The sequence below is a fragment of the Rhizobium sp. BK176 genome (genome assembly GCF_024808055.1).
The window spans coordinates 161,345-185,187 of the sequence record NZ_JANUBV010000006.1; the positions used below are offsets into that span (position 1 = coordinate 161,345).

Genomic DNA, 23,843 nt, shown 5'->3' on the forward strand with positions numbered 1-23,843 from the left:
GGCGCTCGGATGAGCGCCGCCTGCAGGATTGGTCTTGGGAGGACCGATTATTTGGCGACCTGTGCCTCGATGGCCTTCGGCGCGCTCACTGGCTCAGCCGCAATCGCGATCTTGCGCGGCTTCATGGCTTCCGGAATGCTGCGAAGCAGGTCGATGTGGAGCAGACCGTTCTTCAGCGAAGCGGCAGTGACCTCGACGTGGTCGGCAAGCTGGAAGCGGCGCTCGAAGGCGCGCTTGGCGATGCCACGATAAAGGAACTCGCTACCTTCAGCCTTTTCTTCGCTCTTCTCGCCCTTGACTGTCAGAGCGTGGGCCTGCGACTCGATGGAAATTTCGGTCTCGTCGAAACCGGCAACGGCCATGGTGATGCGGTAGGTGTTTTCGCCGGTACGCTCGATGTTGTAGGGCGGATAGGTCTGGCCCTGGTCAGGCTGACCGAGGCTGTCGAGCATGGTGAAGAGGCGGTCGAAACCGACGGTGGAACGATAAAGGGGAGAGAAGTCTACGTGACGCATGATGTCCTCCTGAGGAAGCGACGTGTTTGCGATAATTGCCCCTGAAACCCCTTGTTCGGCAGCTCCGGGACGGTTTAGCAGGCCCGTTTGGCGCCTGCAGAAATGATGTGGGGATGGTTTTTGTGGAGTTCAAGCCCCTCGCCTGAAGAGGGAACTTACCTTGCGTGAACGGCATATGAACATGCAGTTCGGAAGCCGTTCATGACAGGAGGCATAGCAATAGTGCCATCGGGTGACACTGGCCCGATGGCTGGAGTGTATCGTCCCTTCGTCTTCAGCCCGATCTCCGGCCGGCATCGCGGAACCCTCAAGTTTCGCATGCCGGTCTTTTTTATGGTGTAACTCGAAGACGAGGAAGCTTGCAGCCTGTCAGACCGACAGCTCTTTGGCTCGCGTATTGATCGCCTCGCAGGCGTCCCCGAACGGATCGTACATCGGCACTAGAGGCGAAGCGCCAAGCTGAAGAAGCGCCTTCAGGTGCTTCCAACCACCTTCCTCGCCCACCACCGGCGCGTAGGATGTCATCACGGTGCGCTCCTCGGCATAGAGGCGCTTGTACTCCGCAAAATTGGAGAAGTTCTCGTAATTGCTCTCCGACGGATGGAAGGTCTCGGCCGCAGCACCTTCGGCAAGAATGACCTCGTGGGTACTGAGCAGGACAGCATAATACTCGATCGAGGTATCATCGGCAGGAACGACCGGCGCGATTGTCGTGCCGTTGACGAGATCCCTCACGCGGATCAGCACTCCGTTCAGAAACAGCGCATGGCCTGGCGACAGGTAGAGATCGGAATGTGGTGTGCGGCTATCCAGCGCGTGGCGGGAAACGCGGATCGGCACGACACCTTCATGCCAGCGCGCACCGCTCTTCTTGAAAACCTGCCGGCCCACCCATTTGACTGGACGGGCGCTCCCGTCCGGAAGGGCAACGTTATCGCCGACGCGCAGATCCTCGACAGGCTTTTCGCCGCAATCGGTGAGGATCGCCGTCCCACGCAGGAAGCACTGTGCTCCGCCGCCACCGCCGCCTCCACCGGAGCCTCCCTGTCCGCCGGAGCCATTCCCGCCTCCACCAGAGTGACCACGCCCCCAGCGCCGCCCCATTGCACTCGCGGGAGACTTGGAAGCTGCCGTCGCCAAGGCCGCAACACCAGCGAGCCGCGCACCGGCGGCAGCGGCAACACCTAGAAAATGTCTGCGCGCGGTATTGCGTGGCAGCTTCGGATCTTCCGTGGATGACATGCTGGCGTCCTTTTGAAAAGAGTAATACCCGCCTATGTTACAATAAGTTGCATTGCATTGAACTTCGCAGAATAGAGCTAGGCCCTACCGAAAAGGGAGTAGGCAAGGCATAATGGCAGCGAAGGACGTTGCAAAAACTGAATCGTTCAGCCTGGAAAAGGCCCGAGGTATAGGTGCATTTTTCTTTGATTTGACAGGGCAATCGCCTATCCGCTTTACTCGACAGGCAAATCCGCGAAGGACACGATTGGTCGACCATGGAACAGGTCCTTTTTTCGACCCCCGAAAACCCGGCACCCGAAAACCGCACCGAAGGCTACTTCGAAACCCATGACGGCCTTCGGCTGCGCTATGCCGTTTTTCGCTCCAATGCAGCAGTGGCGAAAGGCACCGTCGTCCTTCTCCAGGGCCGAAACGAATTTATCGAGAAGTATTTCGAGACCATCCGCGACCTGACAGCCCAGGGCCTTTGGGTTGCAACCTTCGATCTGCGCGGTCAGGGCGGCTCCGACCGGGTGCTGAAGAAGGGTCCGTACGGCCATGTCCGCCGCTTCATCGACTACGAACACGACCTCGATACGTTCCTCGAGAAGATCGTCCTGCCGGATACTCGTCTGCCGTTCTTCATCCTGGCGCATTCGACCGGAGCGCTGATTGCGCTATCCGCCGCGCCCTACCTCTCGACGCGCATCGAACGGATGGTGCTGACTGCACCCTTCATCGGCCTCTCCGGCCAAGCAGCATCGGAAGGTACCATCCGCGCGCTTTCCGGGTTTGCCTGTTCGCTCGGGCTCGGCAACTTTCCGCTTGCACGCAAGCTCAGGGAACTGCCGTTCCGCGACAATCCCCTCACCTCGGATGAAGCTCGCTTCGAGCGCAACGTTGCCGTGGCTACAGCTCATCCGGAATTGATGCTGGGGCCGCCGACTGCGCGCTGGCTGCACGACTCCTTCCGGACGATTGACCGCGTCACGTCTCCGAGCCATCTGTTCTCGATCACCATTCCGACGGTGGTCATCGCGCCGACGCGCGATGCCATCGTTCCCTACATCGCGCAGGAGCGCATCTCACGCTATTTTCGCGCTGCGCAGTTCGTGCCGATCAACGGTGCGCGGCATGAGGTGCTGCAGGAGCGCGATGTCTACCGCCAGGCCGCTCTTGCGGCTTTCCACGCTTTCATTCCCGGCAGCGACGCGGAAGCCGTCGAGGAAGTCGAAGGGTTCGGTACGTAGCCCGGTCTCAATCCGCGAGACTGCCTACAAATGCCGATCGACCTACCGTCCGAGGATTGCCCTGGCCTCGTCGTAGACGGCGCGGCTGCCGGCGGCGATAATCGAGCCGCCATTTTCCGGACGCCCGCCATCCCAGGTAGTGATGATCCCGCCGGCGTTTTCGATGACCGGAATGATGCCGCCGACATCGTAAGGCTTCAGGCTGTTTTCAATCACCAGATCGACGTGACCCGCGGCAAGCAGCGCATAGGCATAGCAATCTGTACCATATCGGAAGAGCCTCACCTGGCTCTCGATCTCCCGATATTTCTCCATCTCTGCGCCTGCGAAGAGATGCGGCGAGGTGGTGAAAAGAATGGCGTTCCCCAAAGTGCCGCAATCACGAACCTGCAGTCGGCGCTCTCCCTCAGGACCGTTGTAGATAGAACCGTTCGCATCGGCGAAGTAGCGCTCGCCGGTAAACGGCTGCTCGATCATGCCCATGACCGCACGACCGTTTCTCTGCAATCCGATCAGCGTGCCCCAGACGGGCACGCCTGATATAAAGGCGCGCGTGCCATCGATCGGATCGATAACCCAGACATACTCACGGTCGAGACCGACATTGCCGTGCTCCTCGCCGAGAATGCCGTGATCGGGAAAGTGCTCCTCGATCAGCGCGCGAATGGCGACTTCCGCCGCCCTGTCGCCCTCGGTGACCGGATCGAAGCCGCTCGACAGCTTGTTGGTGACGTCGAGGCCAGAACGGAAACGCGGCAGCGTTTCTGCCTTGGCGGCTTCGGCCAGACGATTGAAGAACGAACGGTCAGGCAACATGGCGAAATCCATCTGTGGCGCGCGAATGGCGCTTTTCATAGCGGAATTGCAGCGAGTTGCAAACGAGAGCGGCAGCCTTTAGCCGGCTGCACAATAATTTTGCACTGCAAAATTTTGATTGACAATTGTGCAACGCAATAGTAGCGTTTGCTCACAGTCTTCTGACTGTAAATGCCCTCCTTGGGTGTTTCCTCCCTAGACTTGGACCGCCGCGAGGCGGTCTTTTTTTGGCAATCCGGGAGGCTTACTCGGCAGCGAGCGCGGAGTCGGTCGCGAACTGTGCCACGTAGACTGCCATCTGCCGCATGAAGGCGGTGATTGCGCCCGCAACCAGGGCAAAATCGGAACGCTTCTCCAGCGTGATTTCGTCGACATAGATCGACCGGTTCACTTCGATCTGCAGCGCATGCAGCCCACGCGACGGGCGACCGTAATGTTCGGTGATGAAGCCGCCGGCATAAGGCTTGTTGCGGATCGCGGTGAAGCCCATTTCTTCGAATATCGCGACAGCGGCACGCGACAGGTCCGCGGAAGCGCTGGTGCCGTAGCGATCGCCGATGATGAAATCCGGCCGCGCATTGCTGCCGGCAACACGGACATTGCCCGGCATCGAGTGGCAATCAATCAGCACGCCGAACCCGAACTGAACATGCGTACGGGCGATCAGTCGTCGCAGCGCCGCATGATAAGGCTTGTAAACGGCCTCGATGCGGTCTAGCCCCTCCTGCACAGACAGCCGGCGAGTATAGATTTCCATGTTCTCGGCAACGATACGCGGAATGGTGCCGAGCCCGCCCGCAACCCGCAGCGAATTGATGTTCGCATAGGGCGGCAACAGCCCGTCGAACATGCGCGGATCGAGCTCGTAGGGCTCGCGGTTCACGTCGAGATAGGCGCGCGGAAAATTGGCAAGCAGAAGCGGCGCACCGAGGGCGCTCGCATCCGCGAACAACTCGTCGACGTAATGATCCTCGGAGCGGCGTATGGAAACGCCCTCGAGCCGCGACTGAGCGATGAATTCCGGAGGATAGATGCGGCCGCTATGCGGCGAGTTGTAGACGAATGGAATGGTGTGCGACAAAGGCTCCCGGACCTCGAAAAGTGCGTATTCGGGGATTTCGTGCACCCTTTTTCCCTCTTTACCATGCCTGCCGATCGCTGCTCTGCTTATGTTGCCAGTTGCCGCACGGCAAGTCCATACTATCTCATGGGGATGACGGCCCGGACAGCCTCTTCACTGGTTGTTTACTGGCCGAATTCTAGTGTAATTGGCTGGAGCCCCACGCATAAATTACTGATTAGCGGTCTGGATAATGACTCAAAAGATACTTCTTGCAGAAGACGACAACGACATGCGCCGCTTCCTTGTGAAGGCGCTTGAAAAGGCAGGCTACAAGGTCCTCTCATACGACAACGGCGCCAGCGCCTATGACAGGCTTCGCGAAGAACCCTTCTCGCTGCTCCTGACCGATATCGTCATGCCTGAGATGGACGGAATCGAGCTGGCGCGCCGCGCGACCGAACTCGATCCCGACCTGAAGGTGATGTTCATCACTGGATTCGCGGCCGTGGCATTGAACCCTGATTCGAAGGCACCGAAGGATGCGAAGGTCCTTTCCAAGCCTTTCCACCTCCGCGACCTCGTCGAGGAAGTGAACAAAATGCTTGCCGCCTAAGGCTTCCGGCAGCGCGTGTCACAAAACCGAAAAAAGTCTATTGACGACAAAAACGGTTTGTGGTCTATGCGCCGCCATCGGATGGGCGTGTAGCTCAGCGGGAGAGCACTACGTTGACATCGTAGGGGTCACAGGTTCAATCCCTGTCACGCCCACCATTCGAATTCAAAGGCTTAGCGAGAAATCGCTAGGCCTTTTTAGTGAGCAGCTAGCAAGCAAAGCACGGGGAAGAGGCGCGAACTGATCAGCCCACCTTGGAGCGCGATCTAAGCATCCCATGCTTTATCCCAAGCATGTCTTCCCCACGATCTTGTTTGACAACTCCCCATTCCGCGAAGAATCCGTAGCAGTGCCGTCGACGACGTTTGCCTCGTCAAAGGACCCGGCTGCTACCAATCACAGTTTCGATGAGTTGGCTTGCGAGGTGAGAGTGTACGTCAAACGGCGGACCGGGGTCGTTATATCCCCGACCCGTCGAGTTCCTGGTCGTCGTCGCCTTCCCATGGAGTAGGCGTGGAGGCTCGGCTCACCGATGGCATCGGCATCCAGCACTTCAACTCCGGCTCGGCATATTCAACGACGCGACCGGGGGAGGAATCGGAGGCACGCCAGCCGTCAGCACCGAACTGATCGCCACGCGACCAGTAGACGAGGTCAACCTCCGCCGGCCCCTGTTCGGATGGGCGGACCGTGACGAGGATCCGACTGCCGTCTTTCGGCGCGCTTGCCATGTGGCGCCACCGGTCTGGCTCGTCCATCGTTTTTCCTCCCGCCTTGCCGTTGTCGAAGTGTCTCCTCGCCGTCGAAAGCGGTCAACCCAAACTTTGCACAACCCAACGACTTTCGATTGCTTGCCCGATCCAGCATTCCCAGTCGAAGGCATAGTCCACGTCGTCGCCATGTACCCTACTCTTGCTGCTCTCGCCGGGGCCAAGCTCGACCATACGCAACCACTCGACACCTATGGCCGACAACCAGCGAGGGCCGACCGATGGTGGGTGCAGTGCGTGACGGCGATTGGAAACTGGTGCGGAAGGCATCGCTGCCTCCAAGCGTCGAGTTGTTTGATCTTTCCAAGGATAAATCCGAAACCACCAATCTTGCCGATGGCAATGCTGACCTGCAGGGCCGGGTAACGGCGCTTGCTGCTGAATGAGACGCGCCCTTCTCGTCATGGAAGCGGTGCGCCTGACGTTCTTCGTGTCACCCGTCACACCGGATCCATCCGTTCTGTTCAATCTTGGGGACTGATGACCGACCATTCCATCCGATGGAATGCGGTAAACCGTTGGAGATGCTTGGCGGGCCTATTGGGTCAGAAAGGGCGGTGGCTTGTTGGCGTAGTATTTGGCCGCCTGCTCGATCTCTTCCGCGCTCATTGCGCGAGCGACGTTGCGCATCTGCTTGCTGATGTCGTTCTGCCTGGATCCGGACACGAACGCCTCAAGCTGCGTTTTGAGATACAGATCGGACTGCCCCTCCAGCCATGGGCTGCCAAGTTTGTTCTCGATATTGCCGTGGCATGATCCGCACGGAGCAATGCCACGCAGCGGAGCGCCGCTTTCGACAATTCTCGGCACCTCCATGCTTTCCGGTGGATGGAACCCCGGTAGTCTCGGCAGGTAGGCGTAGTAGGCGGCCAGATCCTGCATGTCCTGTTCCGACAATTTCAGGGCGAAAGGAGTCATTACGGCGTTGACGCGCACGCCATCCTTGAAATCGCGGAGCTGTTTATAGACCACACTTGCGTACTGCCCGGCGAGATTGGGCGAGTCGGCGCGGCTGACACCCGTCGGTCCATGACAAATGGCACATTGTTGCGCCAAGGTTGCGCCTCGACCGATCGCCTCCTCGTCGCGCTTGTGAGACACCGCAGTCGCAAGCTTTACCAATGATGTCTTATAGTCTGCGGTTACAACGTCGCCCGGATCCTGTTGCCGCGGCAGGCCTGCAGCCCGGCAAATCGAGTCCCAAATACCGGCGACCTGGGCCCCGGCCTCCCATCGGGGCAGCAACACAAAGCCAAGGACTGCGGACACTAGGAAGATTGCGGCCGTGATGGCAACACTGGTGGTTGTCCAGCGGTCCCGCGACGTCGTGACCTTGCGGCTATCTCCCATCAGCGTTCTCCAACGTAGACTGCCGGAACCGATGTGTCGTTGCGAACGGCCAGTTGGAGGATCGGATAGCCGTAATTCGTAACGGTCAGTCCGACCATTAATGCAATCCAGATCCCATGGCTGTTCAGGGCCGCTAGCACACGGACCGGCGGATGGACGGCTACGGCGAAGCGGTATTCCTCGATTTTGTCAGGTGCCCCCAGATGCGACCTCACCAGGACGACGATGAACAGGATACCCGACGCCACGAGGATGAAGCCACCGAGTGCCGACAGCACGACAGAAATGGCGTCGATAGCGAGCGCTGGATCGGAGTAATCGAAATACGACATTCTGCGGGGCATGCCGAGGATTCCGACCCAATGCCAAGGAAAGGTCGTGATGATCATTCCGATGAACCAAAGCCAAAGCTGCAGGCGGACAAGGTGCAGGCTCGCGAGAGGCCGGCCCGTGAGGTGGGGCCAGAAATCATAAGCGATCGCAAAATACATGATCACGATCGCGCCGCCGAAGATGAGGTGAAAATGCCCGGTGATCCACTGCGTGTTGTGTATCGAGGTGTTGAGCTGGTAGCTCATGTTGATGAGACCACCTGCTCCGCCGAACCCGAGCATGATGAACGAAAAGGCCATCGCGAGCATGATAGGATTTCGCCACGGCAGCGCCTTGATCCAGCCGAACGCCCCCTTCCCTCCTCGCAGCCTTGCGGCGATCTCGATCGATGCGCAAATCGTAAAGACCGTGAGAAGCGTCGGAAGCGCGACAAGCGCCGTGAACGCCGAATGGATGAACTTGAAGCCGGCGCCGACCTGCGGATCCTCGAACGCATGATGGATGCCGATCGGCATCGCCACGATAAGAAACAGAATGAAGGAGACCCTCGCCATCGTATCGCTGTAGATGCGTCCGCCAATGGAGCGCGGCACGATCGTGTAGTAGGCGATGTAGGTGGGCATCAGCCAGAAATAGACGATCGCATGCAGCGTCCAGGAGAAGAAGACACGTGCGAGCCCTGCGTCTATCGTGGATCTGAGGCCAAGCGCGACAGGAATGATCTGCAGCAGAAGTTCAAGCGCCGCGCCGACGGCGGTCCAGGCCCAGAGATACGATCCCGCGACGTTCGCAAACATGGCCAGCGGCACCGGCTTTGCCGGATTCGCCCGCTTCCATATCCTGAGGTTGACGGACATCAGGGCAACCCAGAACCAGGAACCCACCACGACCATCACCACGCCGATATAATAAAACGGGTTGCCGATTAGCGGAGGATAGAAGGTATAGAGGACCGAAGCCTGACCGAGTGCCACCGGGATCATCGCAACGACAGCACCGACGGCGATCAGCCAAAAACCTGCCCAAGCCCACCGCCCTCCGACGAGTTGCTGCTGGAGCGCGGCTTCACTGATCGCATATCCGAAGCCCATGGCAACGAGCGTCGGAAAGACATAACCCATGACGGTGCCATGCGCAGTCAACGACCGGTAGTACCATTCCGGATTGCTGATCCACGGGGAAAGTGGGCTGCGGATATACATCTGCCATGCGCCGAGCACCAGCGCGAGCGCGAATACCGCGAATGCCAGCCAGAAATGTGCGAGGATCAATTTCCGGTTATGGAGCACAGGAAAGCCTCCTCTTGTCCCCCATCTGTGAAAGGAACTGCTCTTTCGTGACAACCTGGACCTTGCCCCACATGCCCTCATGGCCAACGCTGCAGAATTCCTGGCAAGGCATCAGATGCTCGCCGGGCGCGTCAAACGTCGCCTTCTGAACGGACACGTAGCCCGGGACCAGCATCGTGTTGATGTTGGTGCCTTGGACGAGGAAGCCATGGACGACATCGGCGCTTGTCGCGCGGAAGGTAATCGGCGTTTCCGCGGGAACGAGAATGCAGGGCGGCGAGAAAGAATACTGCTGCCCGATCGCTCGCACCGTCACCGTGCCATCGCCCTCGACGGCGCTCCCGAGGTTGGATTCGATAAATTCTCCGGCCAAGTGAATGCTGGTCGGGTCGATCGTTTCAACGGTTGCCTGCGGCATCGTCGCCTGATGGATGCCCGCAAACGCGGCCATCCCGGCCAAAAAGACGATGATGAGGACCGAGACCGATGCCCATCTGCGCTCGACCCGTTCGGCGACGCCGGCGGAGGGATTGTGACCGTTGGCCATCAGCCGCTCCTCGGTATGAAAACAAGCAGATAGAAGAGCACCCAGATCAGCACCACGATAGCGGTCGCGATACCCGCAAGTGCAATGGCTCCGCTCGGTCCCTCTGACACGATGCGCTCGACCGTGGCATCATCTGGACCAGCGTTTGGTTCTTCCGAATTGATCATCGCGTCCTCACTGAAGTGGAGCCGATCGAAGCTTGTTTGCCTCTGCCGCATTGACGGGCGTGCCCCGGTTGCCCCAGGCGGTCCGGATGTAGGAAACGACCGCGGCGACTTCGTCGTCCGACAGACTGACCGCAAACGGCGGCATTCCATGCGGCATCGGATTCTTGTAGGTCGCGGGTGGGTACCCACCGTTCAACACCATCCGCACAGCGTTTACGGAGGATTCCATCTGGATCGACTGGTTCCCGGCGAGCGGCGGATAATGCGGCGGCCTGCCCTCGCCTTCCGCGCCGTGGCAGCTGGCGCACTGTTTGTCGTAGACGGTCTTCCCCAGGCTTCGAAGCAGACTAGCTTCCTGCGATCCGACGGAGGCGCGCGCCGGCTTCGGTTCGTCTTGCGCTATGCTCTTAAGATAGACGGCCATCGCGCGTGTATCTTCGTCGGTCATGTATTGAAGGCTGTTGTAGACCACCTCGGCCATAGGGCCGTAAACCGCACCGCGCGCGGAAATGCCCTTCTGCAGCAGGTCGGAGATTTCCTCGATGGACCAATCGCCCAAACCCGCCTCCTTGTTGGAGGTCAGAGAGGGGGCGTACCAGTCCTGCATGGGTATCAGTCCACCCTGAAAGGCTTTGGATTCCGAGCTACCGCCCAAGGCGTTGATCGGTGTGTGACACATTCCGCAGTGTCCTAGCCCTTCGACCAGATAGGCGCCACGGTTCCATTCATCCGACTGCTTCGGGTCGGGCTGGAACTCCCCTTCCGTGAAGAACAGCGTCCTCCAGCCAAGGATCAGCGATCGGTTGTTGTAAGGGAACTGCAACTCGTGGGGGTGGTCCGGCTGCCGCACGGCGGGGACGGTCTTCAAGTAGGCAAAGATGGCGTCGCTGTCTTCGCGCGTCACTTTCGTGTAGGACCCGAACGGCATCGCCGGGTAGAGCAGTCCTCCATCCGGGAAGCGACCGTCGTGCATGGTCTTGTAGAAGTCGTCTGCCGTCCATTTGCCGATTCCGGTTTCCGGATCCGGAGTAATGTTGGAGGTGTACAGCGTCCCGAACGGGGTTGGCATGCCACGGCCGCCGGCAAACAGTTTGCCCTCTGGTGCGGTATGACAGGCGATGCAATCCCCTGCACGCGCGAGATACTCACCTTTCTTGACGATGGCCTCAGGCGGTTGCTGTGCTTCCGAGTTCTGTGCGCCGGCGGGAACTAGCGTTCCGACAACAATCGCTGAAATCGTGGTGAGCAACAGTTGGCAACGTCGATTTTGCCTGCTCATGGCTTGTGTCCCCCATCTGGCTGGCTGCCACAAGCAAAGGGCAAGGCGAACGAACCGGCAGGTGCTGGCACCGGGTCCGTCGGAAGAGGCTGCCCGGCGAGATAGGCGGCAACAGCCCTGACATCGTCCTCGGTAAGCCTCCCGGCCACGAGTTGCATACAGTCGGGCGCGTTCGCCGTTCTGGTCCCATAACGCCAGCCACCCAATTGGGCGCTGATATAGCTCGCGCGCAGGCCGAGAAGACCGGGAATTCCCGGAGACTGACCTGTTAGTGGCCCACCGTGACAGCTGACGCAGGCTGGAATGGCCCTGTCCAGATCCCCTTGGGTGACTAGCGCTTGCCCATGTTCGAGGACGCTTTTGCTCGCGTCGGTGGCGGGGGGGCCGGGCAGCGCGGGGTGTTGATCGGCGAAGTAGTCGGCGAATTGTCGGAGATAGTCGTCAGTCAGAAAGGCCAACAGGTAGTTCATCGGCGGGTATTTCCGCCTGCCGCTCTTGAACGCTTCCAGCTGGTTGTAGAGGTATCCGGCGGGCTTCCCGGCCAGACGTGGAAAGTACGGGTCGTTCGTCCCCCTGCCTTCCTGCCCGTGGCACGGGGTGCAGGCCTGCACCCGATCCGCCATGTCGGCAGGATAGCTCTTGCCTTCCTGGGCAAGTCCTACGTCAAGACCCAGGAAGCTGAGACAGCACGTTAGAAGCAACGTCTTCACGAACACCGCATACCCTCCGTAGCAGTATCACATGAAATTTTCAGGCTTGAGCCGTAACAATATTCCCTTCCGGTAAAGCTGCAAGAGGCAATCGCCGGCACGAAGTAGCCCAAACGCCAAAGTGGTGGCACGCCTCGTCGGCGCGCTACGGGTTGTTGTAAAACGACCCGCTGTCGTAGGTGCAGGCGTAATCTAGGACGCACTGTTTACCGGTCGCATCCCGGAAGCTGGCGGTGGTGCGCGCATAGCCCAAGCCGCATTTCGCGGGCGGATAGCGGAAGCTGCTGCCGCCGAAACCGGACCGGACGAACACCTTCTTGTTCTGGCGGATGATCTGCGAGATCTGGCTACAGGTGTACGAGCGCGCATCGACGTTCAGCGCCGCGGCCGAAAAGGCTGTCGACGGCATCAATAACACAGTGGTTAGTATCGCGGCATTGATAGTGCGGGATGCGGCGCCCATTTCACCCTCCGAGAATGAGCATGGCGGGAAGACTATACTCGTTTTTGGCGAGCCGATAAATCGGCTGAAGGATCCCCGAAGTCGCGACAAGGCTCGAGGCTCGCCGGCGATGCCGGGCGATCGCAGAAAGCAGAACGCCCGCCAATGCGCGGGCGCTTCGTTCGATTTCATACGCAATGCGAGCCGCACTACATGCAGGCGGATGCGGTCTTCATGGCCGCCTCGGCAAGCGCCTTCGTCTTGTACGCACTTCCGACCGCCATCGCGTTCTTGCCGTCAGGACGTTTCGACACGACGCTACATTTGTTGCTGTTTGCAGCGTGCTCCACATAGTAGTGGCTACTTGCGGCCAGCGCCGGAGCGACGCCAAAGGCAAGGATGGCAACACTCAGAGCAATCTTCCTGATCATCGCATTCCTCCATCTTAGCTAGACCGGCGGTCTTGCTGCCGGTCCAACCGGTAGCTATCGCGCATGCTGGCTTTGACCAAGCGTCATTTCACCGCATGCCCAGGCTACCGAGATCTAGAGTCGTGCCTGTCGACCAATTTCGAACACAGAAGAGTGGCAAGTCGCTGCCGATACAACAGCACTGCTGAGACATGCATTACGAGGTAAACACATGAGACTGGCAACTTTGGCCGCTGCTTCGCTGCTCGCCGCAACACTGACCACGACGGCGGGCGCGGCGCCGCAGAATTTCCCTGGCGCCCCGGGGGCGCTGACGCTTGCCGGCAAGTGCGCCAAGCTCGTCGTCGGCAAGCTCGATGCGACGAAGGGCTGCGAAGGCGAACTCGCAAGTGTTACGCTGGTAAACGGCCAGGTCACCTTCATCTTCACTTCAGGCGGCAAGATGCTCGGCTTCCAGGGCGATGGTACTGCCATCAAGCCAGCCTCCAACGGCAACGCCCGCATGCCGCTCAACCTCGTGGTGACGGGCGTCGGCCAGAAGATGACAGGTCAGGTAAAGGTCGCCGGAACCTGCACGATGGGCAACCCGTACGGCGGCAAGCCGGTCGCGATCGAATGCACCGCCGAAAGCAAGGATACCGCCTTTACCGGCAGCTTCCGCACCAACGGTAAAGCGCCGAAGCAAAAATAGGCCAACGTTCGCAATTGCTGGCTGCGCTCAGGCGCACCAGCTGTTGCTCGCTCCGGGTTTGCGGGCCAATCCCTCGTTGATCATCTGCACGCCGATCGACCGACCCTCGCGCGACACGACATGCGGCGCGCCTGCTTTGCCGGGCTGCCCGGCGGGATTCATCGAGAAGGATCCGGAGTTCAGAATGTTGAGGAGCCGCAGTTTGGCGGCGAACCCCAACCGCTTCTCGTTGTCGCAACGGGCTGTCTCGATGGCGGGGCTGACGACGTCGGCGATCGCGACCTTCTCGCCCTTGTACCAGAACGTGCTTCCATCGGCGACGCAGTTGATGTGCTCGCCCTGCCCACAATAGCCGAAGGCCGCGCGGCCGGTCTGTGCCTGTGCCGGCGAGATGGAGACCGGGATTGCCTTTTCAGGCACGACGGGTGCCTTCGCGGGAATGGGGACCGCAGCAGGCGGCACCATTCGCGTCGCCGTGGTGATCGAAGCCGTCTGCCGTGGGCTGGGATCGCTCGCAGGCTCGCTTCGCGCGTTCGAGACCGGGCGGGAGACAATCGAGGCCGGCGCATGCGCAGCCAGCATCGGCTTCACGCTCTTCCAATTGTCATAGGTTGCAATGCCGCCCACGGCGATCGCCCCGATGACGACCCAGGGGAGCGCGCTGCCGCCGCCTCCCCTTCCCTTTGATCGTGCCGATGATTTGCGGCGGCGTGTCGCAGTCTTTGCCATCTGTCCGATTCCCGTGAACGCACGGGATTATCGCCGGGCAATCCTTTCCGAAAGGTTGGCAGCCGCTTCATTTCCAGCACTGATGTGACGATCCCGATGCTGCAGAGTGCTGCGACGACACGGCTGCACGGTCGCCACGGCTTTAAAGCCGCACCACCGCAGATGCCGTGTCCGCCTTCAAACGTATTGCCGGTTCCCAACGCGAACCCAGCGAATTAGTGATCTCGATTCTTTCCAGATCGATCTGAATATCTGCGGCTGCGCGAAGCGCCTGCATTCGATTTCATGCTTCATGTAAATGTCGTGCGGCACCAAAGTCGTTTTCATCTTTTCTCACCGGTTGTCGCGAATGGAAGCGTCGAAGTTGGGAACACCGAGACCTCAACGGGTCGGCTTAGCGATCGTGGAATCGCCATCCGTGACCGGCTTTGGGCCGCCCTTCGAAAGGTCGCCACCGGTGACGTGGGCGGGAACGTGGACGTCATCGAAAACGCCATGTGGCAGTGTCAGGTCGACGTGATGCGGCGGCAATACCTGCGCCTTCTGCATGCGGTTCGGGCGCGCCCGCTTCATTCGGTCGGACTTTTCCGTGCGCTTGTCGGGGGTATGGGTCGAGGGATGCATCATCGGCCTCCTTGTTATTGCGCGTGACACTGGGGAACCTAGGACTAACGACCGCGCCGTCGGATGGTTCCAAAGAAAAGAACAAAGCCCATGGCGTCGATCTTGACTGGCGTGGCAAGATCACTACCTTCGCCTTATCCCGCGGCCTCGGACATCGGCCGATGGGTCAACCTGGTGCCGGGCCCCTCTGGCGAGAGTTTTTACGGCGCTCTCGTGATGTCGGTACCGCCTGCAGCTTAAGCCGGCGGATTTTTCATCGATGAAAAAGCTCACCATGCCTTACGCGCATGCCCTTTGTGGTATGTCGCGTTTTTCACGTACACATTCTCTGTTCGACATCGTTCTTGGTTGCGAGGTGCGGCCATGACCAACGGTATCCCGCAAAAATCGGCGCTCAGCTATTTCACCTGGGCCTTCATTGTCACCGGCCTCGGCCTTGTCCTCGGAGCGGCCCTTGGCTGGCAGACGACAGGCACCATCGGCGGCATGGCGACCGTCTTCTTCATCTGCACGGTGCTCGCCGTGCTGGAGATTTCGCTCTCCTTCGACAATGCCATCGTCAATGCCAACAAGCTCAAGGAGATGACGCCGGTCTGGCAGCATCGCTTCCTCACCTGGGGCATCGTCATTGCCGTCTTCGGCATGCGTATCGTCTTCCCGTTGGCGATCGTCGCGATCGCAGCACAGATCGGTCCATGGGAAGCCCTGGTGCTCGCAGCCCGGGAGCCCGCGGAATACGCCCGCATCATGAACGATGCGCACCTGCCGATCGCAGCCTTCGGGGGCACCTTCCTGATGATGGTCGGCCTCAACTACTTCTTCAACCATGAGAAGGATGTCCACTGGATCGCTGGACTTGAAAAGCTGATGGCCCGCTCGGCCACGATCAAGGGTATCGAGATTGCCTTCGTTCTGGCGCTGGTCCTGGTGTTCTCGTCCTTCCTTGGCGAGGAAGAAGCCACGACCTTCGTGCATTGCGCCATCTATGGACTTCTGACCTTCCTGGCGGTCGAGGTGATCGGCGGTCTGCTCGATGCCTCGCAACAGACGATGAGCGCTGCCGCCAAGGGTGGTCTTGGTGCCTTCATCTATCTCGAAGTGCTGGATGCCAGCTTCTCCTTCGACGGCGTCATCGGCGCCTTCGCATTGACGCAAAACCTCTTCGTCATCGCGATCGGCCTCGGCATCGGCGCCATGTACGTGCGTTCGATGACGATCATGCTCGTCGAAAAGGGAACACTTGCCGAATATCGTTATCTCGAGCACGGCGCGTTCTATGCGATCCTGATCCTCTCGGTGATCATGTACGTGCAGACGATGTTCCATATCCCCGAGGTGATCACCGGCCTTGGTGGCGCGGCCCTGATCGGCATCTCGCTCTGGTCGTCGATCCGCTACAACAAGAAGGAGCAGGCGGAAGAACGCGCCGAGACGCACAAGGAACTGCACGCCTAATCCTTGCAAGCCGCATCGGCCGATGCGCCTTCATCACCAAAAAATAAAGCCCGCGACCATCCGGTTGCGGGCTGTTTCGTATCTGGCGATCCCAGATCGCCAAACCGCGCCGAGGCGCGCGGATAAGTTAGTGATTGATTCTGCCGAACATGCTCGGATCGATGCCGAGCTCGCGCAGATCGCGTGCTTTCGGACGGCGGCCAGATTCGACGGAGGCGCTTACAGCATTTGCAGCACCGATCATCGCAAAGGCGCGGCCAAGGAAACCATCGCGAATGGACTTACGGAAGGACATTTTCTTTCTCGCTTTTCTTTATGATTGACTGCTCACATATGGCGAGGCACCGGCTGGCCGACAAGCGGCGGGAATTCACCCCTGCCATGCAAGAATAGGCGATCAGAGTAGGCACGCGACAAGCGCGCTTAGCGGATACGAATCTAGCCAGATGGAATTTATTACTTTAGCATCCCTACAATAAGGGGAGTTAGTCTATGAAGTTGCACTTAGCGGCCGGAGACCCGGCGCCGCGCTTTATTCAGCGTACACTTTCCAACCCGCGTTATGTTTTCGACGTCGCTGCCGGGCGATACATGGTCCTTTACTTCTTTGGCTCCACGGCAAGTCCCAACGTCACCCAAGCGCTGGAAAAGATCCGGTCGAGACCGGCAGTCTTCAACGGAAGCAAGGTTGCCTTCTTCGGCGTAACAGTCGATCCGAAAGACGAAACCCATCAGGGCATTGCCGATCAGAAGCCCGGCATCAAGTTCTTTCTCGACTTCGATTTGAGCGTCAGCAAGCTCTACGGCGCAGTCAGCGCCGATGCGCAGCAAGGCGGCGTCGGCGTGACCTACCGTCAGGTATGCGTGGTTCTGGATCCGACGATGCGAGTGCGGGCGACCTTCGTGCCCGGCAAGGAAGGAAGCGGCATAGACGAATTGATCGCCTATCTAGAAACGCTACCACCGGTGGAGCGGTCCAGCGGCCTGGAAATGCATGCCCCGGTCATCGTGCTTCCCGATGTCTTTGAGACCGATCTCTGCCACGAACTGATCAACCTTTACGAACGACATGGCGGCCAGGAGTCCGGATTCATGCGCGAGATCAACGGAAAAACCGTGCTCGTCTCGGACCACAATCACAAGCGCCGCAGAGATCACACGATCGAGGACGATGCGCTGATGGCCGAATTGCGTGGGCGGTTCATCCGGCGCATCATTCCCGAAATCAAGAAGGTCCACCAATTCGAAGCCACGCGAATGGAGCGATACATCGTCTCCTGCTACGATGCCGATGAAGAGGCTCACTTCAAGCCGCATCGTGACAACACCACGAAAGGCACCGCGCATCGGCGCTTCGCGGTTTCGGTCAATCTCAACAATGATTTCGACGGCGGCGAGGTCAGTTTTCCTGAGTATGGCAACCGAACCTACAAGGCCCCTCCGGGCGGCGCGGTGGTATTTTCCTGCTCGCTCCTGCATGCCGTATCAAAGGTCACCCGTGGCCGCCGCTATGCGTTCCTGCCCTTCCTCTATGATGAGGCTGCCGCCAAAGTGAGAGAGGAAAACAGCGCAAACATCGAAGATGGCGCCAACGCTACGGCGTGACCCGCGGCGAAGTCCGCCGAACGACAACAAAGGGGAGTGCAAAGCCGTTCGTCTTGACGAGGCGGCAAGTCATTCGGTACCTGCGCTGGTGGATTTATCCAATGCCTGCCATAGCTTATGCGTCAGGAGGCGCCTGATGGCTGAGGTCTTGCTGTTTCATCACGCACAGGGATTGACCGCTGGCCTGCACGCCTTCGCTAAGCAGTTGCGGAACGCCGGGCATATTGTTCATGCGCCGGACTTGTTCGATGGGCAGACCTTCCGAAGCATCGACGAAGGGCTTTCCTACATCAACGAGATCGGGTTCGAGGAAATGCGCGAGCGCGGCGTCCGCCTGGCGGAGGAACTGCCCTCGCGGCTCGTCTACGCCGGCTTTTCCTTTGGCGTGCTGCCGGCACAGAAGCTCGCACAGACGCGATCCGGGGCGCGGGGAGCGTTGCTCTTCTATTCCTGCCTGCCGATCAGCGGCGAGTGGTCGTTCGGACCATGGCCGGAGGGCGTCCCTGTTCAGATCCATGGGATGGACGCCGATCCGATCTTCGTCGGCGAAGGCGATATCGATGCGGCCCGCGAAATCGTCGCAACAGTCAAGGATGCCTCGCTCTTTCTATACCACGGCGACCAGCACTATTTTGCCGACTGCTCGCTACCATCCTACGATGCCGAGGCCACCGCAGTGCTGACCCAGCGGGTGCTTTCGTTCCTGGAGCGCCTGTAACGCGCGTGGACGGCGCATCGGCATAGATCGCATCCATATTCCCCAACATAGAGCGCAAGGATCGATTGGACACCGATTGCTAACGCGAGGCATCAGCGTGCATGTCATCTGATCGTTCGTCTCGATGGACTTTCCTGATCAGCCATGCCACCGGTGCGTAATGGAGGCGAGGAGGCGCTATGTCCGAAGATCCGATAACATGCGAGGTTCGTTATCGCATCGATGCGAGCGCGCTCAGCGAATTCAAAGCCTATGCGCAAACCTGGATCAGGCTTATCGAACGTCACGGCGGGACACACCACGGATACTTCATTTCACGTGAGCCGCCGAACGGGGCCGGGGTGAGCTTCCGGGGCCTAGGAAAGGACGGTGGTAACGACATCGCTATCGCGCTGTTCACTTTTCCAGACGACGCAACCTATCTTCGGTATCGTGATGCAGTCGCCATCGACCCTGACGGTATCGAGGCAAACGCACGGTATGGGAAAAATCCGCCGTTCAGCAGCTATGAGCGTGTTTTCTTTCAACCACTTGAATAAGTGACATTTTTTGCAAATGCGCTCATTTGGCGAAGCCTCGCGAGACAAGAGTTTGGCCCTGTCGACGTAGCTGCCTTCCCCCTGGGGGTCGACCTTGGTCTCAGGTTTGCCGCGACCAAGGTGCCAGACCGCTCACTCCTTAGTCGCAAAGACCGCGGGACCTTGTTCTCTACAAGGATCGCGCGAGCGATGCTGAAATACGGGCAGCGTTTCAAAAAACCTCGTTGCTGAGCGGAGGGCCACCGCCTTCCGAGCGGTTTGCTGCGTCCAAATCCGGAGAGCAGAAATGGCTACGTTCAAGTTCAACGTTCAGGACACGATATTCAGCACAGCACGGACCGACGAAGGTCCGCCATCCCCTCAAGTGGCGAGCATAAGGGCCTATTTCACCCCGCTTCTCCTCGAGGCAACCCTCTGCATTCTCGCGATAGCGACGTTGATGGTGTGGTCAACACCCGCCGAAGCCCATGTCAAATGGTTCACATCATTTGACATCGCTACGCCCGCGAGACCTTTTTCGGAAACGCTGGCAAGCCCCTGGTTCTGGCTTGCCGTCGCCATCGCGGTCCCACTTTTCGCAATGACCGCCGTCGTTGAACGGACCGTCATCGGCACCAGAATTCTGATGCTGATGGACAGCGTGTCGGAACCGCTGTGGAATCGGGCCGACGACTTTGTTCGCGCCATAACGGCAGCCTTTTTTGTCGCCATCTTCGTCATTGGTGGCGTCTACCTCACCCCTGATCTTCCGACCCCTTCGGAGTGGGTTTCATGGAGCCAACTGGCAATTGCAGCCGGTCTCTTCTCCCGCCGAACAATGTGGCTTTCTGCCATCGGTGTACTCGGGCTTTGGATTGCCGCTCTTCATCAGTATCAGATTTTTCATCTTCTCGACTATGTTGTGCTTGGGGTCGGCGTTGCCGGCTATCTGGTGTTGTTTTCGGTCAGCGAGTCCCGGTGGCACAAACAGCGCTTCAACGTTCTACGCTGGGCGATCGCCGTCACGCTGATGCGCTCCAGCTTTGAAAAATTCGCCTATCCTGAATGGTTCCAGCCGCTGGCGCAGCAAAAGCCGTTCCTGACCTTCGGGATGCCGATCGATGTATTTCTGCCGATGGCCGGTGTCGTCGAATTCACCCTTGGCCTTGGATTGCTCTGGACACCACTTATCCGCCGATCTTCAGCCATTGCGTTGATTGTCATCTTCAGCGCGGCGGTGGTGCCGTTCGGAAGGCTGGACTTGGTGGGCCACAGCCTGATCATCATGATGTTGGTGATTGCGACCGTTGACCCGACACGCGATACACAGGTCGCACCCGCATTCAAAAGGGCGATTGTCGGTGTTCCCGCCGGTTTTGTCGCGGCTCTGGCGATCTTGGCGCCCACCTATTGGAGCCTGCACATGGCGCTCTATGGTCACTAAGGCCAAAAGCGGGTCGACACGCTCCGGCATCCCCCTTACCAGATGAAAAGGCCGGCGAAGGTTTCCCATCGCCGGCCACAGTAAGAGAGGTTCGGGCAGTCTTTTTCTTTTAATCCTCGTTTGCCGCAAGCTGCGACAGAACCTCGCCGCGTCCACGCAGGCGCAGGATCAGTGGGATGATGAAGGCGGCAGCTGCGACGATCAGCAGTCCGGCCGCGATCGGGGACATCACCAGCGTCGTCACATCTCCCTGGCTGATCGCGAGCGCGCGACGCAATTGCTGTTCAGCCAGCGGGCCAAGGATCAGGCCAACGACCGCGGGCGCGATTGGATAGCCGAAGAGCCGCATGATGTAGCCGAGGACGCCGAAGCCGAGCAGCATGCCGAGTTCGAACACCGACGGGTTGGCGCCAATCGTGCCGAGCGTTGCAAACAACAGGATGCCGGCATAGAGCCACGGCTTCGGGATCGTCAGCAGCCGCACCCAGAGACCGATCAGCGGCAGGTTGAGCACCAACAGCATCGCATTGGCGATCAGCAGGCTGGCGATCAGGCCCCAGACGATCTGCGGGTTGTTCGCAAACAGCAGCGGGCCGGGCTGCAGCCCGTATTGCTGGAAGCCGGCGAGCATGATCGCCGCCGTCGCCGTCGTCGGCAGGCCGAGCGTCAACAGCGGCACCAGCGTACCAGCGGCCGACGCATTGTTCGCAGCCTCCGGACCGGCAACGCCTTCGATCGCACCGTGGCCGAACTCCTCGGGGTTCTTCGCCAAACGCTTTTCCGTGGCATAGGACAGGAACGTTCCGATCTCGGCGCCGCCCGCCGGCATCGCGCCGATCGGGAAACCGATCAGCGTGCCGCGCAGCCATGCCTTCCACGAACGACCCCAGTCGGCCGCTGTCATCCACAGCGAGCCTTTGACCGCCTCGACCTTCTCCTCGCCACGATTGCCTTGAGCGGCGATATAGAGGGTTTCACCGATCGCAAACATCGCGACCGCAAGCGTCGTCACCTCGACGCCATCGAGCAGATCGGGAACGCCGAACGAAAGGCGCGCTTGCCCGGTCTGCTGGTCGATGCCGACCATCGCAAGGGCAAAGCCGATGAAGAGCGAGGTCAAACCGCGCAGGGCCGAATCCCCGAAGGCCGAGGAGACCGTCACGAAGGCGAGAACCATCAGCGCGAAGTATTCCCGTGGCCCGAAGACCAGTGCGAGCTTGACGATATAGGGGGCGATGAAAGCCAGGCCGAGTGTTGCGATCAGGCCGGCGACGAACGAACCGATCGCCGCTGTCGCGAGCGCCGGTCCGCCGCGGCCGGCCCGGGCCATCTTGTTGCCCTCCAAGGCCGTCACGATCGAGGCGCTTTCGCCGGGCGTATTGAGAAGGATCGACGTCGTCGAGCCGCCATACATGCCGCCGTAGTAAATGCCCGCGAACATGATCAGCGAGCCGGCAGGATCGAGCTTGTAGGTAACGGGAAGAAGAAGGGCGACGGTCAGCGCTGGGCCGATGCCCGGCAGCACGCCGACCGCGGTGCCGAGCGTCACGCCGACGAGCGCATAGAGCAGGTTCATCGGCTGCATGGCGACCAGGATGCCCTGGAAGAGGAATTCGAAGGTGCTCATCGCATCCAATCCTAGAAGAAGATGTGTTCGAACGGCCCGGCAGGCAGGGTCAGCTGCAGGAGCTTCGCGAAGATCACCCAGACCACGAAGCTGAAGGCGATGCCGGCGGGGATCGAAAGCCAGAGCTTGCGACGTCCGAAGCCAGCGGCGGTGAACGCAAACAGAATGCCGGTCGCGATCGAAAAACCTGCGGTTTTCAGGAGCAGCATCTGCGCGGCGAGACCGGCGACCACCCATACGACAGGGGCGACTTCCTGGTGCTCGCGCTCCGGAAACTCGCCGCGCCAGGCCTCGAAGATCGTCCAGATGCCGAGACCGATCAGCCCGAAGGCGACCACCTTAGGCGCCGTTGCCGGGCCGATCCGGGCATATTGCGCGATCGCCTTCATATGGAAGGCATCCCAGAGCATGACGGCAGCGACGGCGAAAAGACAGATGGCAATGACCAGCGCCGCCCAATCAGGGCGGCGCTTCGTTGCCAAGGGTTCATTGACCCTGCTCATTGAACAAGTCCGATCTCTTTGAGAATGCCTTCGGTTGCCGAAACATCCTTGTCGAGCTGCGCCTTGAAGGCGTCGCCGGCAAGGTAGGTGTCAGCCCAGCCCTTGGTCTTCAGGATTTCCTGCCAGCTGGCGGACTTCGAAAGCTTGTCGAAATCGGCCGTAATCGCCGCCGTCTGCTCAGCCGAAAGGCCGGGAGCAGCGGCAACCATGCGCCAGTTCTGCACCGACACGTCGAGGCCGGATTCCTTCAGGGTCGGAGCGTCGACGCCGTCGATACGCTGCTCGCCGGATACGGCCAGAAGCCGCAACTGTCCGGCCTTTACCTGCGATTCGAATTCGCCGTAGCCGGAAATGCCAGCCGTGACCTGACCGCCGAGAATCGCGGCGAGCGCTTCGCCGCCGCCGGAGAAGGCGACATAGTTGATCTTCGTCGGATCAACGCCGGCAGCCTTGGCGATCAGGCCGACCGCGATATGGTCGGTACCGCCCGCCGAACCGCCGCCCCAGGAAACCGAGCCCGGATCCTGCTTCAGCTTGGCAACGAGATCGGCCATGGTCTTGATGTCGGACGCGGCCGGAACGACGATCGCTTCATACTCACCCGTCAGACGGGCGATCGGCGTAACGTCCTTGAGCGTCACCGGCGACTGATTGGTCAGGATCGCTCCGACCATCACGTAGCCGCCGACGATCAGCGCGTTTGCATTGCCGTTATTCTGGCCGGTGAACTGCGCCAGACCAATGGTGCCGCCGGCGCCCGGAACGTTCTGAACCTGAACATTGCCAGAAATGCCTTCCTTCTGCATGACCGTTTGCAGCGAGCGGGCCGTCTGGTCCCAACCGCCGCCGGGAGCGGCGGGCGCCATGATGGTGTAGTCGGCCGCATAAGCCGGCAGCGCGACCGCGGCCGCGAAAATAGTTGCAAGAAGAGTATACTTCACGAGTGTGTCCTCCGTGGGCACGGCTGAGAAACCGCGCATTGTTCTCGATGGAATCGGGAAGGACACCGCAGACGGACTCCGAGGTCCGATACGCTGGCAGTTCCTCCCGAAACTTCATCTCTCCGCCTCCACGGAGCTGAAGTTCTGCAAAGCGGACCACAACAAGCTGTCATTTAGCTGACATAGCTT

General features: G+C 59.8%; 28 protein-coding genes and 1 tRNA gene. 10 read left to right on the plus strand and 19 right to left on the minus strand.

Annotated features, from left to right (window positions below):
• Positions 1-47: 47 nt before the first annotated feature.
• Positions 48-515, minus strand: coding sequence for an Hsp20 family protein (locus FHT76_RS19850; RefSeq protein WP_183755794.1), 468 nt, complete (start codon positions 513-515; stop codon positions 48-50).
• A 369-nt stretch (positions 516-884) separates the two neighbouring features.
• Positions 885-1,757 carry a Hint domain-containing protein gene (locus FHT76_RS19855; RefSeq protein ID WP_259185773.1) on the minus strand — a complete coding sequence of 291 codons (873 nt, stop codon included), beginning with the start codon at positions 1,755-1,757 and terminating at the stop codon, positions 885-887.
• A gap of 257 nt (positions 1,758-2,014) precedes the next feature.
• Between FHT76_RS19855 and FHT76_RS19860 the strand changes: the two genes are divergently transcribed.
• Positions 2,015-2,989 (plus strand): alpha/beta fold hydrolase, encoded by a 975-nt coding sequence (locus tag FHT76_RS19860; protein WP_183862249.1) that lies wholly within the window; start codon positions 2,015-2,017, stop codon positions 2,987-2,989.
• A 42-nt stretch (positions 2,990-3,031) separates the two neighbouring features.
• Here FHT76_RS19860 and hisN read toward each other — a convergent pair whose 3' ends face one another.
• Both hisN and FHT76_RS19870 read right to left on the minus strand, forming a co-directional pair.
• The gene (hisN, locus tag FHT76_RS19865) at positions 3,032-3,805 is read right to left on the minus strand and encodes a histidinol-phosphatase (protein WP_183862251.1); all 774 of its coding nucleotides are present in this window, start codon (positions 3,803-3,805) and stop codon (positions 3,032-3,034) included.
• A gap of 244 nt (positions 3,806-4,049) precedes the next feature.
• On the minus strand, positions 4,050-4,931 hold the full coding sequence (locus tag FHT76_RS19870) for an N-formylglutamate amidohydrolase (protein ID WP_183862252.1): 882 nt from the start codon (positions 4,929-4,931) through the stop codon (positions 4,050-4,052).
• Between the two features lie 187 nt (positions 4,932-5,118).
• On the opposite strand from FHT76_RS19870, the gene cpdR1 reads away from it, so the two are divergent.
• On the plus strand, positions 5,119-5,481 hold the full coding sequence (gene cpdR1 / locus FHT76_RS19875) for a response regulator CpdR1 (RefSeq protein ID WP_007527565.1): 363 nt from the start codon (positions 5,119-5,121) through the stop codon (positions 5,479-5,481).
• 83 nt (positions 5,482-5,564) lie between these two features.
• Positions 5,565-5,639, plus strand: a tRNA-Val gene (locus FHT76_RS19880).
• Positions 5,640-5,939: 300 nt separating this feature from the next.
• Here FHT76_RS19880 and FHT76_RS19885 read toward each other — a convergent pair.
• Positions 5,940-6,239, minus strand: a complete 300-nt coding sequence (locus tag FHT76_RS19885; protein ID WP_259128811.1) for a hypothetical protein — start codon at positions 6,237-6,239, stop codon at positions 5,940-5,942.
• A 233-nt stretch (positions 6,240-6,472) separates the two neighbouring features.
• On the opposite strand from FHT76_RS19885, the gene FHT76_RS19890 reads away from it, so the two are divergent.
• A complete protein-coding gene (locus FHT76_RS19890) occupies positions 6,473-6,637 on the plus strand; it encodes a hypothetical protein (RefSeq protein ID WP_259185774.1) in 165 nt (54 codons plus the stop codon).
• A 151-nt stretch (positions 6,638-6,788) separates the two neighbouring features.
• On the opposite strand, the gene FHT76_RS19895 is transcribed toward FHT76_RS19890, so the two are convergent.
• The 8 genes from FHT76_RS19895 to FHT76_RS19930 form a co-directional block, all read right to left on the minus strand.
• Entirely contained in the window at positions 6,789-7,601 is an 813-nt protein-coding gene (locus tag FHT76_RS19895) for a cytochrome c (protein ID WP_183862258.1), read from the minus strand.
• Entirely contained in the window at positions 7,601-9,223 is a 1,623-nt protein-coding gene (locus FHT76_RS19900) for a b(o/a)3-type cytochrome-c oxidase subunit 1 (RefSeq protein WP_183862260.1), read from the minus strand. The genes FHT76_RS19895 and FHT76_RS19900 overlap by 1 nt, the downstream gene beginning before the upstream one ends.
• Entirely contained in the window at positions 9,213-9,770 is a 558-nt protein-coding gene (locus FHT76_RS19905; RefSeq protein WP_183755802.1) for a cytochrome C oxidase subunit II, read from the minus strand. Before FHT76_RS19905 ends, FHT76_RS19900 begins: the two co-directional genes overlap by 11 nt.
• Positions 9,770-9,937, minus strand: a complete 168-nt coding sequence (locus tag FHT76_RS19910; RefSeq protein ID WP_016557089.1) for a hypothetical protein — start codon at positions 9,935-9,937, stop codon at positions 9,770-9,772. Before FHT76_RS19910 ends, FHT76_RS19905 begins: the two co-directional genes overlap by 1 nt.
• 7 nt (positions 9,938-9,944) lie before the next feature.
• Complete coding sequence (locus FHT76_RS19915; RefSeq protein ID WP_183862262.1) at positions 9,945-11,216, minus strand: cytochrome c; 1,272 nt, start codon at positions 11,214-11,216, stop codon at positions 9,945-9,947.
• On the minus strand, positions 11,213-11,890 hold the full coding sequence (locus FHT76_RS19920; RefSeq protein WP_244919843.1) for a c-type cytochrome: 678 nt from the start codon (positions 11,888-11,890) through the stop codon (positions 11,213-11,215). The genes FHT76_RS19915 and FHT76_RS19920 overlap by 4 nt, the downstream gene beginning before the upstream one ends.
• A 181-nt stretch (positions 11,891-12,071) precedes the next feature.
• Entirely contained in the window at positions 12,072-12,389 is a 318-nt protein-coding gene (locus tag FHT76_RS19925) for a hypothetical protein (RefSeq protein WP_183862266.1), read from the minus strand.
• Positions 12,390-12,577: 188 nt separating this feature from the next.
• On the minus strand, positions 12,578-12,799 hold the full coding sequence (locus FHT76_RS19930; protein ID WP_114714454.1) for a hypothetical protein: 222 nt from the start codon (positions 12,797-12,799) through the stop codon (positions 12,578-12,580).
• Between the two features lie 211 nt (positions 12,800-13,010).
• Here FHT76_RS19930 and FHT76_RS19935 point away from each other — a divergent pair, with 211 nt between their 5' ends.
• Positions 13,011-13,490: a hypothetical protein gene (locus FHT76_RS19935; RefSeq protein WP_183755807.1), complete on the plus strand. Its 480-nt coding sequence runs from the start codon at positions 13,011-13,013 to the stop codon at positions 13,488-13,490.
• Positions 13,491-13,517: 27 nt separating this feature from the next.
• Here the strand turns inward: FHT76_RS19935 and FHT76_RS19940 are convergent, their stop codons facing one another.
• Complete coding sequence (locus tag FHT76_RS19940; RefSeq protein ID WP_183862268.1) at positions 13,518-14,219, minus strand: hypothetical protein; 702 nt, start codon at positions 14,217-14,219, stop codon at positions 13,518-13,520.
• Positions 14,220-14,600: 381 nt separating this feature from the next.
• On the minus strand, positions 14,601-14,846 hold the full coding sequence (locus tag FHT76_RS19945) for a hypothetical protein (RefSeq protein WP_183755810.1): 246 nt from the start codon (positions 14,844-14,846) through the stop codon (positions 14,601-14,603).
• 360 nt (positions 14,847-15,206) lie between these two features.
• On the opposite strand from FHT76_RS19945, the gene FHT76_RS19950 reads away from it, so the two are divergent.
• Positions 15,207-16,298, plus strand: a complete 1,092-nt coding sequence (locus FHT76_RS19950) for a DUF475 domain-containing protein (RefSeq protein ID WP_183862272.1) — start codon at positions 15,207-15,209, stop codon at positions 16,296-16,298.
• A 127-nt stretch (positions 16,299-16,425) separates the two neighbouring features.
• Here the strand turns inward: FHT76_RS19950 and FHT76_RS19955 are convergent, their stop codons facing one another.
• On the minus strand, positions 16,426-16,593 hold the full coding sequence (locus tag FHT76_RS19955) for a hypothetical protein (RefSeq protein ID WP_183755812.1): 168 nt from the start codon (positions 16,591-16,593) through the stop codon (positions 16,426-16,428).
• 197 nt (positions 16,594-16,790) lie between these two features.
• On the opposite strand from FHT76_RS19955, the gene FHT76_RS19960 reads away from it, so the two are divergent.
• The 4 genes from FHT76_RS19960 to FHT76_RS19975 all read left to right on the plus strand — a co-directional run bounded on the left by FHT76_RS19960 (position 16,791) and on the right by FHT76_RS19975 (position 20,583).
• Positions 16,791-17,903 (plus strand): 2OG-Fe(II) oxygenase, encoded by a 1,113-nt coding sequence (locus FHT76_RS19960; protein WP_183862274.1) that lies wholly within the window; start codon positions 16,791-16,793, stop codon positions 17,901-17,903.
• Positions 17,904-18,039: 136 nt separating this feature from the next.
• Complete coding sequence (locus FHT76_RS19965; RefSeq protein WP_183862276.1) at positions 18,040-18,621, plus strand: dienelactone hydrolase family protein; 582 nt, start codon at positions 18,040-18,042, stop codon at positions 18,619-18,621.
• Positions 18,622-18,800: 179 nt separating this feature from the next.
• A complete protein-coding gene (locus tag FHT76_RS19970) occupies positions 18,801-19,160 on the plus strand; it encodes an NIPSNAP family protein (protein WP_183862278.1) in 360 nt (119 codons plus the stop codon).
• A gap of 286 nt (positions 19,161-19,446) precedes the next feature.
• Positions 19,447-20,583: a DoxX family membrane protein gene (locus tag FHT76_RS19975; RefSeq protein ID WP_183862280.1), complete on the plus strand. Its 1,137-nt coding sequence runs from the start codon at positions 19,447-19,449 to the stop codon at positions 20,581-20,583.
• A gap of 109 nt (positions 20,584-20,692) precedes the next feature.
• Here FHT76_RS19975 and FHT76_RS19980 read toward each other — a convergent pair whose 3' ends face one another.
• The 3 genes from FHT76_RS19980 to FHT76_RS19990 are packed head-to-tail and all read right to left on the minus strand — an operon-like array spanning position 20,693 to position 23,654.
• Positions 20,693-22,210 carry a tripartite tricarboxylate transporter permease gene (locus tag FHT76_RS19980; protein WP_183755818.1) on the minus strand — a complete coding sequence of 506 codons (1,518 nt, stop codon included), beginning with the start codon at positions 22,208-22,210 and terminating at the stop codon, positions 20,693-20,695.
• Between the two features lie 11 nt (positions 22,211-22,221).
• Positions 22,222-22,713 carry a tripartite tricarboxylate transporter TctB family protein gene (locus FHT76_RS19985; protein ID WP_183862282.1) on the minus strand — a complete coding sequence of 164 codons (492 nt, stop codon included), beginning with the start codon at positions 22,711-22,713 and terminating at the stop codon, positions 22,222-22,224.
• Positions 22,710-23,654, minus strand: a complete 945-nt coding sequence (locus FHT76_RS19990; RefSeq protein ID WP_183862284.1) for a tripartite tricarboxylate transporter substrate binding protein — start codon at positions 23,652-23,654, stop codon at positions 22,710-22,712. The genes FHT76_RS19985 and FHT76_RS19990 overlap by 4 nt, the downstream gene beginning before the upstream one ends.
• Positions 23,655-23,843 lie beyond the last annotated feature (189 nt).